The organism is Clostridium sp. AWRP (assembly GCF_004006395.2).
Classification (GTDB): Bacteria; Bacillota; Clostridia; order Clostridiales; family Clostridiaceae; genus Clostridium_B.
In genome coordinates this window covers 4324312-4336497 of the sequence record NZ_CP029758.2, presented here as the reverse complement: position 1 = coordinate 4336497, position 12186 = coordinate 4324312, and the positions used below count along the sequence as shown (strand labels likewise).

25 protein-coding genes are annotated in these 12186 nt (G+C 33.9%); all 25 read left to right on the top strand.

Annotated features, from left to right (window positions below; all coding sequences use genetic code 11):
* Positions 1-97: 97 nt before the first annotated feature.
* Positions 98-406 (top strand): 30S ribosomal protein S10, encoded by a 309-nt coding sequence (gene rpsJ, locus DMR38_RS20320; RefSeq protein WP_011988802.1) that lies wholly within the window; start codon positions 98-100, stop codon positions 404-406.
* Positions 407-475: 69 nt separating this feature from the next.
* The gene (gene rplC, locus DMR38_RS20315; protein ID WP_127723409.1) at positions 476-1105 is read left to right on the top strand and encodes a 50S ribosomal protein L3; all 630 of its coding nucleotides are present in this window, start codon (positions 476-478) and stop codon (positions 1103-1105) included.
* 24 nt (positions 1106-1129) lie between these two features.
* A complete protein-coding gene (gene rplD, locus DMR38_RS20310) occupies positions 1130-1750 on the top strand; it encodes a 50S ribosomal protein L4 (RefSeq protein WP_127723407.1) in 621 nt (206 codons plus the stop codon).
* Positions 1750-2049: a 50S ribosomal protein L23 gene (gene rplW / locus DMR38_RS20305; RefSeq protein WP_013240690.1), complete on the top strand. Its 300-nt coding sequence runs from the start codon at positions 1750-1752 to the stop codon at positions 2047-2049. The genes rplD and rplW overlap by 1 nt, the downstream gene beginning before the upstream one ends.
* A 54-nt stretch (positions 2050-2103) precedes the next feature.
* On the top strand, positions 2104-2937 hold the full coding sequence (gene rplB / locus DMR38_RS20300) for a 50S ribosomal protein L2 (RefSeq protein WP_127723405.1): 834 nt from the start codon (positions 2104-2106) through the stop codon (positions 2935-2937).
* A 111-nt stretch (positions 2938-3048) separates the two neighbouring features.
* Positions 3049-3345 (top strand): 30S ribosomal protein S19, encoded by a 297-nt coding sequence (rpsS, locus tag DMR38_RS20295; protein WP_063553711.1) that lies wholly within the window; start codon positions 3049-3051, stop codon positions 3343-3345.
* 21 nt (positions 3346-3366) lie between these two features.
* Positions 3367-3702, top strand: coding sequence for a 50S ribosomal protein L22 (gene rplV / locus DMR38_RS20290; protein WP_013240687.1), 336 nt, complete (start codon positions 3367-3369; stop codon positions 3700-3702).
* Between the two features lie 18 nt (positions 3703-3720).
* A complete protein-coding gene (rpsC, locus tag DMR38_RS20285) occupies positions 3721-4392 on the top strand; it encodes a 30S ribosomal protein S3 (protein ID WP_127723403.1) in 672 nt (223 codons plus the stop codon).
* 17 nt (positions 4393-4409) lie between these two features.
* Entirely contained in the window at positions 4410-4853 is a 444-nt protein-coding gene (rplP, locus tag DMR38_RS20280) for a 50S ribosomal protein L16 (RefSeq protein ID WP_013240685.1), read from the top strand.
* Complete coding sequence (rpmC, locus tag DMR38_RS20275; RefSeq protein WP_013240684.1) at positions 4843-5055, top strand: 50S ribosomal protein L29; 213 nt, start codon at positions 4843-4845, stop codon at positions 5053-5055. Before rplP ends, rpmC begins: the two co-directional genes overlap by 11 nt.
* A 20-nt stretch (positions 5056-5075) precedes the next feature.
* Entirely contained in the window at positions 5076-5330 is a 255-nt protein-coding gene (rpsQ, locus tag DMR38_RS20270) for a 30S ribosomal protein S17 (RefSeq protein ID WP_013240683.1), read from the top strand.
* A 28-nt stretch (positions 5331-5358) separates the two neighbouring features.
* Positions 5359-5727 (top strand): 50S ribosomal protein L14, encoded by a 369-nt coding sequence (gene rplN, locus DMR38_RS20265; protein ID WP_013240682.1) that lies wholly within the window; start codon positions 5359-5361, stop codon positions 5725-5727.
* An 18-nt stretch (positions 5728-5745) separates the two neighbouring features.
* A complete protein-coding gene (rplX, locus tag DMR38_RS20260) occupies positions 5746-6063 on the top strand; it encodes a 50S ribosomal protein L24 (RefSeq protein WP_127723401.1) in 318 nt (105 codons plus the stop codon).
* A 22-nt stretch (positions 6064-6085) separates the two neighbouring features.
* The gene (rplE, locus tag DMR38_RS20255; protein ID WP_013240680.1) at positions 6086-6631 is read left to right on the top strand and encodes a 50S ribosomal protein L5; all 546 of its coding nucleotides are present in this window, start codon (positions 6086-6088) and stop codon (positions 6629-6631) included.
* 12 nt (positions 6632-6643) lie between these two features.
* Positions 6644-6829 carry a type Z 30S ribosomal protein S14 gene (locus DMR38_RS20250; RefSeq protein ID WP_013240679.1) on the top strand — a complete coding sequence of 62 codons (186 nt, stop codon included), beginning with the start codon at positions 6644-6646 and terminating at the stop codon, positions 6827-6829.
* A 32-nt stretch (positions 6830-6861) separates the two neighbouring features.
* On the top strand, positions 6862-7260 hold the full coding sequence (gene rpsH / locus DMR38_RS20245) for a 30S ribosomal protein S8 (RefSeq protein WP_127723399.1): 399 nt from the start codon (positions 6862-6864) through the stop codon (positions 7258-7260).
* A gap of 73 nt (positions 7261-7333) precedes the next feature.
* Complete coding sequence (gene rplF, locus DMR38_RS20240) at positions 7334-7876, top strand: 50S ribosomal protein L6 (RefSeq protein ID WP_127724187.1); 543 nt, start codon at positions 7334-7336, stop codon at positions 7874-7876.
* Between the two features lie 18 nt (positions 7877-7894).
* Positions 7895-8254, top strand: coding sequence for a 50S ribosomal protein L18 (gene rplR, locus DMR38_RS20235; RefSeq protein ID WP_127723397.1), 360 nt, complete (start codon positions 7895-7897; stop codon positions 8252-8254).
* A 15-nt stretch (positions 8255-8269) separates the two neighbouring features.
* Positions 8270-8767 (top strand): 30S ribosomal protein S5, encoded by a 498-nt coding sequence (rpsE, locus tag DMR38_RS20230; RefSeq protein WP_013240675.1) that lies wholly within the window; start codon positions 8270-8272, stop codon positions 8765-8767.
* Positions 8768-8779: 12 nt separating this feature from the next.
* A complete protein-coding gene (gene rpmD, locus DMR38_RS20225) occupies positions 8780-8959 on the top strand; it encodes a 50S ribosomal protein L30 (RefSeq protein WP_063553716.1) in 180 nt (59 codons plus the stop codon).
* Between the two features lie 22 nt (positions 8960-8981).
* The gene (gene rplO / locus DMR38_RS20220) at positions 8982-9422 is read left to right on the top strand and encodes a 50S ribosomal protein L15 (RefSeq protein WP_127723395.1); all 441 of its coding nucleotides are present in this window, start codon (positions 8982-8984) and stop codon (positions 9420-9422) included.
* Between the two features lies 1 nt (position 9423).
* The gene (gene secY / locus DMR38_RS20215; protein WP_127723393.1) at positions 9424-10704 is read left to right on the top strand and encodes a preprotein translocase subunit SecY; all 1281 of its coding nucleotides are present in this window, start codon (positions 9424-9426) and stop codon (positions 10702-10704) included.
* Between the two features lie 25 nt (positions 10705-10729).
* Positions 10730-11383 (top strand): adenylate kinase, encoded by a 654-nt coding sequence (locus DMR38_RS20210; protein WP_127723391.1) that lies wholly within the window; start codon positions 10730-10732, stop codon positions 11381-11383.
* Positions 11384-11691: 308 nt separating this feature from the next.
* Complete coding sequence (infA, locus tag DMR38_RS20205; protein ID WP_013240670.1) at positions 11692-11910, top strand: translation initiation factor IF-1; 219 nt, start codon at positions 11692-11694, stop codon at positions 11908-11910.
* 15 nt (positions 11911-11925) lie between these two features.
* Positions 11926-12039, top strand: a complete 114-nt coding sequence (gene rpmJ, locus DMR38_RS20200) for a 50S ribosomal protein L36 (protein WP_007062395.1) — start codon at positions 11926-11928, stop codon at positions 12037-12039.
* The last annotated feature ends 147 nt before the right edge of the window (positions 12040-12186 follow it).

The window sequence follows — 12186 nt, the reverse complement described above, 5'->3', positions numbered from 1 at the left end:
CTTTCATAAAATAAAAGAAACGCCTGGAACAGTTTACAGAATATATCCGCTGTTGTACGTAAGAAGCATAGCGTGCATGAAAAGGAGGGAAATAACAATGGCAAAACAAAAAATTAGAATAAGATTAAAGGCTTTTGATCATACAATATTAGATCAATCATCTGAAAAGATAGTAGAAACTGCTAAGTCCACAGGGGCAAAAGTAGCAGGACCAGTGCCACTGCCTACAGAAAAAGATGTGGTTACGATTTTGAGAGCCCCACATAAATATAAAGATTCAAGAGAACAATTTGAAATAAGAACTCATAAAAGATTGATAGATATAATAAGCCCATCACCAAAAACTGTTGATGCGTTAATGAGACTTGACTTACCAGCAGGTGTTGATATTGAAATAAAATTGTAATAAGTGGTTTATTACTAACTATTATGACCGTTTTGGCGATCCGCTAATATGTTTAGGAGGTGTATGTAAATGAAAAAAGCTATATTAGGTAGAAAGCTTGGTATGACTCAGATATTTAATGAAAATGGAAAGGTAATTCCTGTTACAGTAATTGAAGCAGGACCTTGTGCTGTTATACAGAAGAAAACTGTAGAAAAAGATGGGTATGAGGCTGTACAGGTTGGTTTTAGTGATATAAGAGAAAAGTTAGTAAACAAACCAATGAAGGGACATTTTGAAAAAGCAGGAGTTACATTAAAGAGATTTGTAAGGGAATTCAAACTTGAAAATGCTAGTGAATACAAGGAAGGCCAGGAAATAAAGGCAGATGTTTTTACAGCAGGAGATAAAGTTGATGTATCTGGAGTTTCTAAAGGTAAGGGATTTCAGGGTACAATAAAAAGATGGAATGCTCAAAGAGGACCAATGTCCCATGGTTCTAAATTTCATAGAGCACCAGGTTCAATGGGAGCTTGTTCAGATCCATCCAGAACATTTAAAAATATGAAAATGGCAGGACATATGGGAAATAGAAATACAACAGTGTTAAATTTAGAAGTCGCAAAAGTTATTCCAGAGAAAAACATTATTTTGATAAAAGGTGGAGTACCAGGACCTAACAAAGGACTTGTAGCAATAAGAAATACAGTTAAGGCTTAGTCTTAGTAGAAAGGAGGATGCAGAATGCCTAAAGTAGGATTATTTAATAAAGAAGGTCAAAAAGTCGGAGATTTTGAATTATCAGATAAAGTATTTGGAGTTGAAGTAAACGAAAATGCTGTTCACCAAGTAGTTGTAGCATTACTTGCTAACAAGAGACAGGGAACTCAGTCAGCAAAGACTAGAGCTGAGGTTTCTGGAGGTGGAATTAAACCATGGAGACAAAAAGGAACAGGTAGAGCAAGACAAGGATCTATAAGATCACCACAATGGATTCACGGTGGTATAGTTTTTGCTGTAAAACCTAGAGACTATAGAATCTCAGTTACAAAATCAGTGAAAAGAGTAGCTATGAAATCAGCATTGTCTAGTAAAGTATCAGATAATGAAATGGTTGTTTTGGAAAACTTAGAATTAGAAGCTCCAAAGACAAAAGAAATAGTAAAGATGTTAGATGCATTTAATGCAAAGAAGACATTAATTGTTACAGCTGAATCAAATAAAAATGTATATGTATCAGGTAGAAATATACAGGGCGTATCAGTTATACCTGTTAATAATTTGAATGTTTATGATTTATTAAAGTATGAAAAACTTATAATAACAAAAGATGCTGTATCAAAAATTGAGGAGGTGTATGCATAATGAAATATACTAATTATGACATCATAAGAAGGCCTGTTGTAACAGAAAAGAGCATGGCTGGCATGAATGAGAAGAAATACACCTTTATAGTTGACATACATGCAAACAAGTCAATGATAAAGAAAGCTGTAGAAGATGTTTTCGGAGTAAGCGTTGAAAATGTAACAACAGCAAGATATATAGGAAAGAAAAAAAGAGTTGGCGTTCATATTGGAAAAAGAGCGGATTTCAAAAAAGCTATTGTAAAGCTCAAGGAAGATAGTAAGACAATAGAATTTTTTGATGGAATGGAACAATAATTAAAGCAGTTATTGGAGAAATCCAGATAAGCGAAAAAAGGAGGGAATACCGTTATGGCAGTTAAAGGATTTAAACCTACTACACCTTCAAGAAGGAATATGACTGTAAGTACATTTGAAGAAATAACTACAGATGTACCAGAAAAATCACTTCTTTCACCTTTAAAAAGAAGTGGTGGTAGAAATGCTCACGGTAAAATAACAGTTCGTCATATAGGTGGCGGAGCAAAACAAAAGTATAGATTAATAGATTTTAAGAGAAATAAAGATGGCATACCAGCAAAGGTTGCTACTATAGAATATGATCCTAATAGATCAGCATATATAGCTTTAGTAGTTTATGCTGATGGAGAAAAGAGATATATAATAGCTCCAGTTGGATTAAAAGTTGGAGATGCTGTAGTCTCAGGACCAGATTCAGATATAAAAATTGGAAATTGTTTGCCACTAGTAAATATACCTGTTGGTACTATAATTCATAATGTAGAATTACAAGCAGGAAAGGGAGCACAACTTGTAAGATCTGCAGGAGCTTCAGCTCAGCTTATGGCTAAAGAAGGAAATTATGCAACATTAAGACTTCCAAGTGGTGAGATGAGACATGTAAGAATAGCATGTAGAGCTACAATTGGAACAGTTTCAAATTTAACTCATGAGATAGTTAGCATAGGTAAGGCAGGAAGAAAGAGACACTTAGGAGTAAGACCTACAGTTAGAGGTTCTGTTATGAACCCTAATGACCATCCACATGGTGGTGGTGAAGGTAAGGCTCCAGTAGGTCATCCAGGACCACTTACTCCATGGGGTAAACCTGCATTAGGATATAAGACTAGAAAACATAATAAGTATTCAGACAGATTTATAGTTAAGAGAAGAAATAGTAAATAGTTTGAAGAGAATATACGTTCTCTTCACTGACTTCTATTTAACGAACCAGTTGCTTTTAGCTATAAACGAAAAAGTTATATCATGCAAATTGTATGAAGGGAGGCAAAATGAATGAGCAGATCAGTTAAAAAAGGACCTTATGTCCAAGAAGCACTTTTAAAGAAAATAAATGAATTAAATAAAAATGGTGAAAAGAAAGTTATAAAAACTTGGTCAAGAAGTTCAACAATATTTCCTCAGATGATAGGTCACACTATAGCAGTTCATGATGGAAGAAAGCATGTTCCTGTATATATATCAGAGGATATGGTAGGACACAAATTAGGAGAATTTGCACTAACTAGAACATACAGGGGACACGCCGCAGATAAAACTGAAAAAACAACTCGTGTTGCTCCTCAAAAGTAGTTAGGAAGGGAGGTAGAATAAATGGAAGCTAAGGCTATAGCTAGATATGTTAGAATGTCTTCAATGAAAGTAGGAGTTGTACTTAATTTGGTTAGAGGCAAAAATGTAAATGAAGCTTTTGCTATATTAAAATATACTCCAAGAGATGCAGCTGTAGTGGTTAATAAAGTTCTCAAATCAGCAGTTGCTAATGCAGAGAATAACTTGGATTTAGATAAGGATAATCTATATGTTTCAGAAGCTTATGCTTGTGAAGGTCCAACATTAAAGAGATTTCAACCACATGCTCAAGGTAGAGCGTTTAGAATAAATAAGAGAAGTAGTCACATAACTTTGGTAGTTAAGGAAAGAGAGTAATAAGAAGGAGGGAAACAGATGGGACAGAAAGTACATCCACATGGCCTAAGAGTTGGTGTTATTAAAGAATGGGATGCTAAATGGTATGCAGATAAGAAAAATTTTGCAGACAATATAGTTGAAGATAATAAAATTAGAAAATTTGTAAAAGCAAAAACTGCTATTGCTGGAGTTTCAAAGATTCAAATTGAAAGAGCAGCAAAAAGAGTTAAGCTAAATGTATTTACTGCAAAGCCTGGAATGATAATAGGAAAAGGCGGCCAGGGAATTAACGCTTTAAAAGCTGAAATTCAAAAAATGGTTACAGAAAAAACTGTGCTTATAAATATCGTTGAAGTAAAGCAGGCAGAAGCTGATGCCCAACTTATGGCAGAAAATGTAGCTTTGCAATTAGAAAAGAGAATTTCTTTTAGAAGAGCTATGAAACAAACAATACAGAGAGCTATGAAGTCTGGTGTTAAGGGTGTTAAGATTACATGTTCAGGAAGACTTGGAGGCGCAGAAATTGCAAGAGCTGAGTCATATCATGAAGGTACAATTCCACTTCAGACATTAAGAGCCGACATAGATTATGGATTTGCAGAAGCAAATACCACATATGGTAAAATAGGTGTAAAAGTATGGGTATATAGAGGAGAAGTGCTCCCTGCTAAAAAACCTGTTGAAAACAAGGAAGAAGTTAAAGCATAGGGAAGGAGGAATAGCATATGTTAATGCCTAAGAGAGTTAAGCATCGTAAGGTACAACGTGGTAGAATGAAAGGCAAAGCTACAAGAGGTAATTTTATAGCATATGGAGATTACGCTATACAGGCTACAGAATGTGCATGGATAACAGCAAATCAGATAGAAGCAGCCAGAATAGCTATAAATAGATATATCAAAAGAGGAGGAAAACTTTGGATAAAGATTTTCCCAGATAAACCAATTACAGAAAAACCTGCTGAAACACGTATGGGATCAGGTAAAGGATCACCAGAATATTGGGTAGCAGTTGTTAAACCAGGTAGGGTATTATTTGAACTATCAGGTGTTCCTGAACCAGTAGCAAGAGAAGCAATGAGGCTTGCATCACATAAATTGCCTATAAAGACTAAGTTCGTTACAAGAAAAGATTTTGAAGAAGTGGGTGGTGAAAGCAATGAAGGCTAGAGAATTGCAAGAGTTAAGACAAAGCAGCACTCAAGATTTACAGGCAAAGGTACAAGATCTTAAGTCAGAATTGTTTAATTTGAGATTTCAATTGGCTACAGGTCAATTAGAAAATCCAATGAGAATAAAGGAAGTCAAAAAATCTATAGCCCAAATTAAAACCATCCTTAGGGAAGAAGAGCTAAGATCATTTGAACAATAGTTTGAAAGGAGGTTTATTCTGTGGAAAGAGGATACAGAAAGACAAGAACAGGAAGAGTTATCTCAGATAAAATGGATAAAACTATAGTAGTTGCAGTTGAAACTAAAGTACGTCATCCACTGTACGGAAAAACAGTTAACAGAACTACTAAATTTAAAGCTCATGATGAAAACAATGAAGCAAGAAATAATGATAGAGTATTAATAATGGAAACAAGACCTTTATCCAAGGATAAGAGATGGAGACTTGTGGAAATAGTAGAAAAGGCTAAATAGTATAATAGCTGAAAGGAGGGTATTTTCAATGATTCAACAACAGACATTATTGAAAGTTGCAGATAATTCCGGAGCTAAGGAAATTATGTGTATAAGAGTTTTAGGTGGATCCAAGAGAAAATGGGGAAACATCGGTGATACAATAGTTGCTAGCGTTAAAAGTGCAACACCAGGCGGTGTTGTTAAAAAAGGAGAAGTTGTAAAGGCTGTTATCGTCAGATCTGTAAGAGGACTTAGAAGAGCAGACGGTTCATATATAAAGTTTGATGAGAATGCTGCTGTTATAATAAAAGATGATAAGCAACCAAAGGGAACTCGTATCTTCGGACCAGTTGCGAGAGAGCTAAGAGATAAAGATTATACAAAAATATTATCACTAGCGCCTGAAGTTCTATAAGATAAGGAGGTGGCTATAATGGCAAAGGTACACGTTAGAAAAAAGGATACAGTCATGGTTATATCCGGTAAAGATAAAGGGAAAACAGGAGAAATTTTAAAGGTTATGCCTAAAACAGGTAAAATTATTGTTAAAGATGTTAATGTAGTTTCAAAACATCAGAAACCAAATAAGCAAAATATGCAGGGTGGCATAATTAAAAAGGAAGCTCCTATATATAGTTCAAAAGTAATGTTATATTGTGACAAATGTAAAAGTGTAACTAGAATAAGTCACAAGATATTAGATGATGGAACAAAAGTAAGAGTATGTAAAAAGTGCGGAGAAACATTTTAATCTTTGAAAGGAGGGCAAAAATATGAGTTCAAGGTTACAAGAGAAATATGAAAAGGAAGTTATTCCTGCTTTAATGGATAAGTTTAAATATAAGAACATAATGCAGGCACCAAAACTTGATAAGATAGTTATAAACATGGGTGTAGGAGAAGCTAAGGATAATCCAAAGGTTTTGGAATCAGCGGTTAGCGACTTAACTTTAATTACAGGACAAAAACCAGTTTTAACTAGAGCAAAAAAATCTATAGCAAACTTTAAAATAAGAGAAAATATGGCTATAGGATGTAAAGTTACTTTAAGAAAACAATATATGTATGAATTTGCAGATAAATTAATTAATATAGCACTACCAAGAGTTAGAGATTTCTCAGGAGTTCCAGATAAATCTTTTGATGGTAGAGGAAATTATTCCATAGGAATTAAAGAGCAATTAATATTCCCTGAAATAGAATATGATAAAATAGACAAAGTCAGAGGTATGGATGTTATCTTTGTCACTACCGCAAATACTGATGAAGAAGCAAGAGAGTTGCTTAAACTTCTTGGAATGCCATTTGCTCAAAAATAAGGAGGGAAAAACGTGGCACGTAAAGCTTTGATAGAAAAGTGGAAAAAGGAACCTAAATATCCAACAAGGGCTTACACAAGATGTAGAATATGTGGAAGACCTCATGCTGTATTAAAAAAATATGGTATATGTCGTATATGCTTTAGAGAACTTGCGTATAAGGGTGAAATACCTGGCTGCAGAAAAGCAAGTTGGTAAATGTTAGTTATTGATGAAAGGAGGCACAATAAATGGTAATGACTGATCCTATAGCAGATTTGCTTACTCGTATAAGAAATGCAAATATTGTTAGACACGAAATAGTAGAAGTACCTTCTTCAACTATTAAGAAGGCACTATTAAATATAATGCTTCAAGAAGGATATATAAAGAATGTAGAGGAATATGCAGATGGTTCTGTAAACATGATAAGACTTTCAATGAAGTATGGTAAAGATAAAGAAAGGGTTATAACAGGACTCAAGAGAATATCTAAACCTGGATTAAGAGTTTATTGTAGAAAAGAAGAAATTCCTAAAGTTTTAAATGGACTTGGAGTTGCAGTAATATCAACTTCTAAAGGAATTGTTACAGATAGAGACGCAAGAAAATTAGGAGTAGGTGGAGAAGTACTTTGCTACATATGGTAGTTTTAAAAATGAACTAAGATTAGTAGTAAATGATATTTATTATGAACCTATTAGGAATACAGGAGGTGTAATGATGTCAAGAATAGGAAAGCTTCCAATAGCTATTCCAAGTGGTGTCACCTTTGCAGTAACACCAGACAACGTTGTTACTGTAAAAGGACCTAAAGGCCAACTTGTAAAGGCTATGAGAAAAGATATGAATATTGCTGTTGAGGATAACTCAATAGTAGTTAAAAGAAATAATGATGAAAAAGAAGTTAGAGCTCTTCATGGATTGACTAGAGCATTGATAAATAATATGGTTATTGGTGTAACTGAAGGATATGCAAAGACATTAGAATTAGTAGGTGTTGGGTACAGAGCTCAGTTACAAGGAAAAAAGTTAGTTTTAAACTTGGGATTTTCACATCCAATTGAAGTAGAGGCAATTGAGGGAATAACTTTTGAAACACCTGCACCTACAAAAATTATAGTAAAAGGTATCGACAAAGAATTAGTAGGCGATGTCTCAGCAGATATAAGAAATTGGAGAAGACCTGAACCTTACAAGGGAAAAGGAATTAAATATGAAAATGAAGTTATAAGACGTAAAGAAGGAAAAACAGGTAAGAAGTAGTAGAAAGGAGTGAACCTTATGTTTAAAAAAGATGATAAGAAAAAACTAAGATCAAAGCGTCATCTTAGAGTTCGTAGAAAAATTTCTGGAACAAATGAAAGACCAAGACTTGCAGTATATAGAAGTGCAAAAAATATATATGCTCAAATAATAGATGACGTAAAGGGAACAACTCTAGTTTCTGCTTCAAGTGTAGATAAAGATTTTCAAGGAGTTGGAAGTAATAAAGAAGCAGCAAAAGTTGTTGGTCAGAATATAGCTAAGAAAGCTATTGAAAAAGGAATCAAAGAAGTAGTTTTTGATAGAGGCGGATATATATATCATGGAAGAGTGCAGAATCTTGCCGAAGGTGCAAGAGAAGCTGGCTTAGAATTCTAATAAGGAGGGAAATAAATGAGAATCGATCCTAGCGCTTTAAATCTTAAAGAGAAGGTTGTATTCATAAATAGAGTTGCTAAGGTTGTTAAAGGTGGTAGAAATTTTAGATTTAGTGCCCTAGTTGTAGTGGGAGATGAAAATGGCCACGTAGGCGTAGGAACTGGAAAATCTATAGAGATACCTGAAGCAATCAGAAAAGGAATAGAAGATGCTAAGAAGAATTTAATTGAAGTTCCAATTATAGGTACAACAGTACCTCATAGTATAGCTGGTCAATTTGGAACAGGAAGAGTACTCATAATGACAGCTCCTGAAGGTACTGGAATTATAGCAGGTGGACCTTCTAGAGCAGTTCTTGAACTTGCAGGATTAAAGGATGTTAGAGCAAAATCAGTTGGTTCTAATAATCCAAGAAATATGGTAAATGCTACTATTGACGGTTTATCAAGACTAAAGACAGCAGAACATATAGCTAGTCTTAGAGGAAAAACTGTCGAAGAGATTTTAGGTTAGGAGTGAATGACCTTGGCTAAACTTAAAATAACTCTAGAAAAGAGTTTAATAGGAAGAAAAAAAGATCATATAGCAACTGTAAATGCTCTTGGATTAAGAAAAATAGGAAAAGTTGTAGAGCAAGAGGATAATCCTCAAATCAGAGGAATGATCCAAAAAGTTAGCTATCTTTTAAAGGTAGAAGAGGCATAATACAAAGGAGGTGTAAGTACGAATGAAACTTCATGAATTAAAACCAGCAGAAGGATCAAGAAAATCACCAAAAAGAGTTGGAAGAGGTACTGGTTCTGGCTGGGGAAGAAATGCTGGAAAAGGTGAAAATGGACAGAAAGCTAGATCCGGTGGTGGAGTAAGAATAGGATTTGAAGGCGGACAGATGCCATTGTATAGAAGACTTCCTAAAAGAGGCTTCACTAATATATTTGCAAAACAATATTATGAATTAAATGTTGAAAGATTAAATGCATTTGAAGATGGAACAGAAATTACTCCAGAATTACTTTTAGAGAAAAAGGTAATTAAAAAGTCTAAAGACGGTTTAAAAATACTTGGAAATGGTGAGTTACAAAAGAAACTTACAGTAAAAGCAGCTAAGTTTACTAAGACTGCAGTGGAAAAGATAGAGGCAGCTGGGGGAAAAGTAGAGGTGATATAAAGTGCTATCAACCTTGCGTAATGCTTGGAAAGTTCCTGAACTAAGGAAAAGATTGCTGTTTACTTTATTTATGATAATAATTTTTAGAATGGGAAATTTTATTCCTGTTCCAGGAATTGATACTACAAAGTTAAGTAGTTTAACTAGCAATGGCTCGTTGTTTGGCTTTTATGATCTTCTAGCAGGAGGCGCATTTAGCAGATTTAGTATATTTGCTATGGGAGTTATTCCATTTATCAATTCATCCATCATATTCCAACTTCTTACAGTTGCTTTGCCTCGTTTAGAGCAATTATCTAAAGAAGGAGAAGAAGGTAGAAAGAAGATACAGGAATACACTAGATATGCTTCAGTACCACTAGGTGTAATTCAAGGAATAACCATATATGTTATTATAAATAGAGCAGGTGCACTTGCAAACCCATCTGATAAGTTCAATATATTTATGATAATATTTACTGTGACTGTAGCGTCAACTTTTCTCATGTGGTTTGGTGATCAGATTACTGAGCATGGTATTGGAAATGGAATATCTCTTATAATATTTATAAACATTATTTCGAGATTCCCTTCTGCAGTATCTGGAATTTTCAAAATGCAACAAGTTGAAACAGTTAGTTTTGTGGAGGTAATAGGACTTGCAGCAGTTATATTCTTGCTATTTTTAGGAGTTGTAATTTCAAGTTTATCTGAGAGAAGAATTCCTATACAGTATGCAGGAAAAACGAATGCAGGGAGAATGTATAAAGGACAGTCTACTAATATTCCAATTAATGTAAATGGAGCAGCTGTTATTGGAATTATATTTGCTATATCAGTTATGCAGTTTCCAATGACTATAGGTCAATTTTGGCCTGATTCGGCTTTTAATAAGTTTATAACAGGAAGTGTATATAGTCCATTTAAAGAAAGTAATTGGTTATATTTAGTACTTTATTTCTTGCTTACAATTTTCTTTACATGGTTTTATACTGAAGTTACTATGAAACCAGAAGAAATGGCTGAAAATATGAATAAGTCTTCAGGATTTATACCTGGCATAAGACCAGGGGAACCTACGGCTGTATTTATTGAAAGAGTTTTAGCCAGAGTGTCAGTATTAGGAGGAGCTTTTGCAGGAATAATAGCAATATCTCCTATAGTAGCAGAAACTTATACTAGTTTTAAAGGCATATATTTTGGCGGAACAGGGCTATTAATTATAGTAAATGTAGCTATTGAAACCATAAGACAATTAGAATCGCAACTAGTAATGCGTCATTATCATGGATTTTTGAATTGATAAAATATTTTTGGAGATGGTGCTGTTGAAAATAATTTTATTAGGTCCTCCAGGAGCTGGAAAAGGGACTCAAGCTAAATTTATTAGTGAAGGATATTCCATACCTCATATATCCACTGGAGATATTTTTAGAAAGAATATTTCAGAGAAGACTCCTCTTGGAGTTGAGGCAAAAAAGTATTTAGATAACGGACAATTAGTGCCAGATGAGGTTACTATAGATATAGTTAAAGATAGATTAGGCAAGGATGATTGCAAAGAAGGATTTTTATTAGATGGATTTCCTAGAACCGTAAATCAAGCTGAAGCTCTAGACTTATTTTTAAATGATAAAGGGCAAAAGATAGATACAGCTCTCCTTATAGATGTTCCTAAAGAATTAATTCTTGAAAGAATGACAGGTAGAAGAGTTTGTCCATCTTGTGGTGCAAGTTATCATGTAAAATTTAATCCTACTAAAACTGAGGGCAAGTGTGATGTGTGTAATAGTGATGTTATACAAAGAAAAGATGATACCGAGTCAACTGTTAAGGATAGGTTAGATGTATATGAGGAGCAAACTCAACCTCTGATTGGGTACTATAAAAAGCAGAAAGCACTTTCTATAGTAGATGGTACTGGAGAAATAAATGAGGTTTTTCAAAGAGTAAAAGAAAGTTTAAAATCTATTTGCAAATAATTTAGCACAAATAGAGATAGATATGCTGGAACCTGTAAGTTGAAAACCAAGCAAAAGCTGATGATACAGTAAAATCTAGAATAACTACTGAATAATTGGATAGAATTTCAGAGGAGTATATATTAAAACAATACTGTTTTAGAAAATACTTCGGAAATATTGACTTTAATTTGAAGTGTTAGTATTATGGATTAATATAGACTGTAAGTATATGAAGCATAATTTACTGGTACGTTGAAAGTGATTATAAGCTCGGTGCTAAACAGATTTTTGCAGTCAGCAATAACAAGGAGGTTTGATTATACCTTATGTCAAAAGATGATGTTATTGAAATTCAGGGTACTGTTTTAGAAGCTTTACCAAATGCTATGTTTCAGGTAGAATTAGAAAGCGGACATAAGATATTAGCACATATATCTGGTAAATTGAGAATGAATTTTATAAGAATATTACCAGGTGATAAAGTTACAGTAGAGCTTTCTCCTTACGATTTGACCCGTGGGAGAATAACTTGGAGAGCGAAGTAATAAGGAGGGTTAGCTATGAAAGTAAGGCCATCAGTTAAGCCTATGTGCGAAAAGTGCAAGATTATAAAGAGAAAAGGAAGAGTAATGGTTATCTGTGAAAATCCTAAGCACAAACAAAAGCAAGGCTAAACTAATAGAAAAGTAAGTATTAGTAAAACGCATTATTGATACTTAATGCATGATTTATGAGTTAATAATGTTTTAAGGTGCGGCTGCAGCAATGTAAAGTTATTTACTTTGCTGGCTTTAAAGCTTAATATAATATAAATAAAGTAA

Coding starts and splice junctions, on each gene's coding strand:
- rplR (WP_127723397.1), top strand. CDS start 7,895: ATGTTTAAAAAAGATGATAAGAAAAAACTAAGATCAAAGCGTCATCTT.
- rplE (WP_013240680.1), top strand. CDS start 6,086: ATGAGTTCAAGGTTACAAGAGAAATATGAAAAGGAAGTTATTCCTGCT.
- rpsE (WP_013240675.1), top strand. CDS start 8,270: ATGAGAATCGATCCTAGCGCTTTAAATCTTAAAGAGAAGGTTGTATTC.
- rplO (WP_127723395.1), top strand. CDS start 8,982: ATGAAACTTCATGAATTAAAACCAGCAGAAGGATCAAGAAAATCACCA.
- rplV (WP_013240687.1), top strand. CDS start 3,367: ATGGAAGCTAAGGCTATAGCTAGATATGTTAGAATGTCTTCAATGAAA.
- rpsJ (WP_011988802.1), top strand. CDS start 98: ATGGCAAAACAAAAAATTAGAATAAGATTAAAGGCTTTTGATCATACA.
- rplW (WP_013240690.1), top strand. CDS start 1,750: ATGAAATATACTAATTATGACATCATAAGAAGGCCTGTTGTAACAGAA.
- rplD (WP_127723407.1), top strand. CDS start 1,130: ATGCCTAAAGTAGGATTATTTAATAAAGAAGGTCAAAAAGTCGGAGAT.
- rpmC (WP_013240684.1), top strand. CDS start 4,843: ATGAAGGCTAGAGAATTGCAAGAGTTAAGACAAAGCAGCACTCAAGAT.
- rplB (WP_127723405.1), top strand. CDS start 2,104: ATGGCAGTTAAAGGATTTAAACCTACTACACCTTCAAGAAGGAATATG.
- rpmJ (WP_007062395.1), top strand. CDS start 11,926: ATGAAAGTAAGGCCATCAGTTAAGCCTATGTGCGAAAAGTGCAAGATT.
- rpsC (WP_127723403.1), top strand. CDS start 3,721: ATGGGACAGAAAGTACATCCACATGGCCTAAGAGTTGGTGTTATTAAA.
- rplN (WP_013240682.1), top strand. CDS start 5,359: ATGATTCAACAACAGACATTATTGAAAGTTGCAGATAATTCCGGAGCT.
- infA (WP_013240670.1), top strand. CDS start 11,692: ATGTCAAAAGATGATGTTATTGAAATTCAGGGTACTGTTTTAGAAGCT.
- rpsS (WP_063553711.1), top strand. CDS start 3,049: ATGAGCAGATCAGTTAAAAAAGGACCTTATGTCCAAGAAGCACTTTTA.
- rpsH (WP_127723399.1), top strand. CDS start 6,862: ATGGTAATGACTGATCCTATAGCAGATTTGCTTACTCGTATAAGAAAT.
- rplC (WP_127723409.1), top strand. CDS start 476: ATGAAAAAAGCTATATTAGGTAGAAAGCTTGGTATGACTCAGATATTT.
- rplP (WP_013240685.1), top strand. CDS start 4,410: ATGTTAATGCCTAAGAGAGTTAAGCATCGTAAGGTACAACGTGGTAGA.
- rplX (WP_127723401.1), top strand. CDS start 5,746: ATGGCAAAGGTACACGTTAGAAAAAAGGATACAGTCATGGTTATATCC.
- rplF (WP_127724187.1), top strand. CDS start 7,334: ATGTCAAGAATAGGAAAGCTTCCAATAGCTATTCCAAGTGGTGTCACC.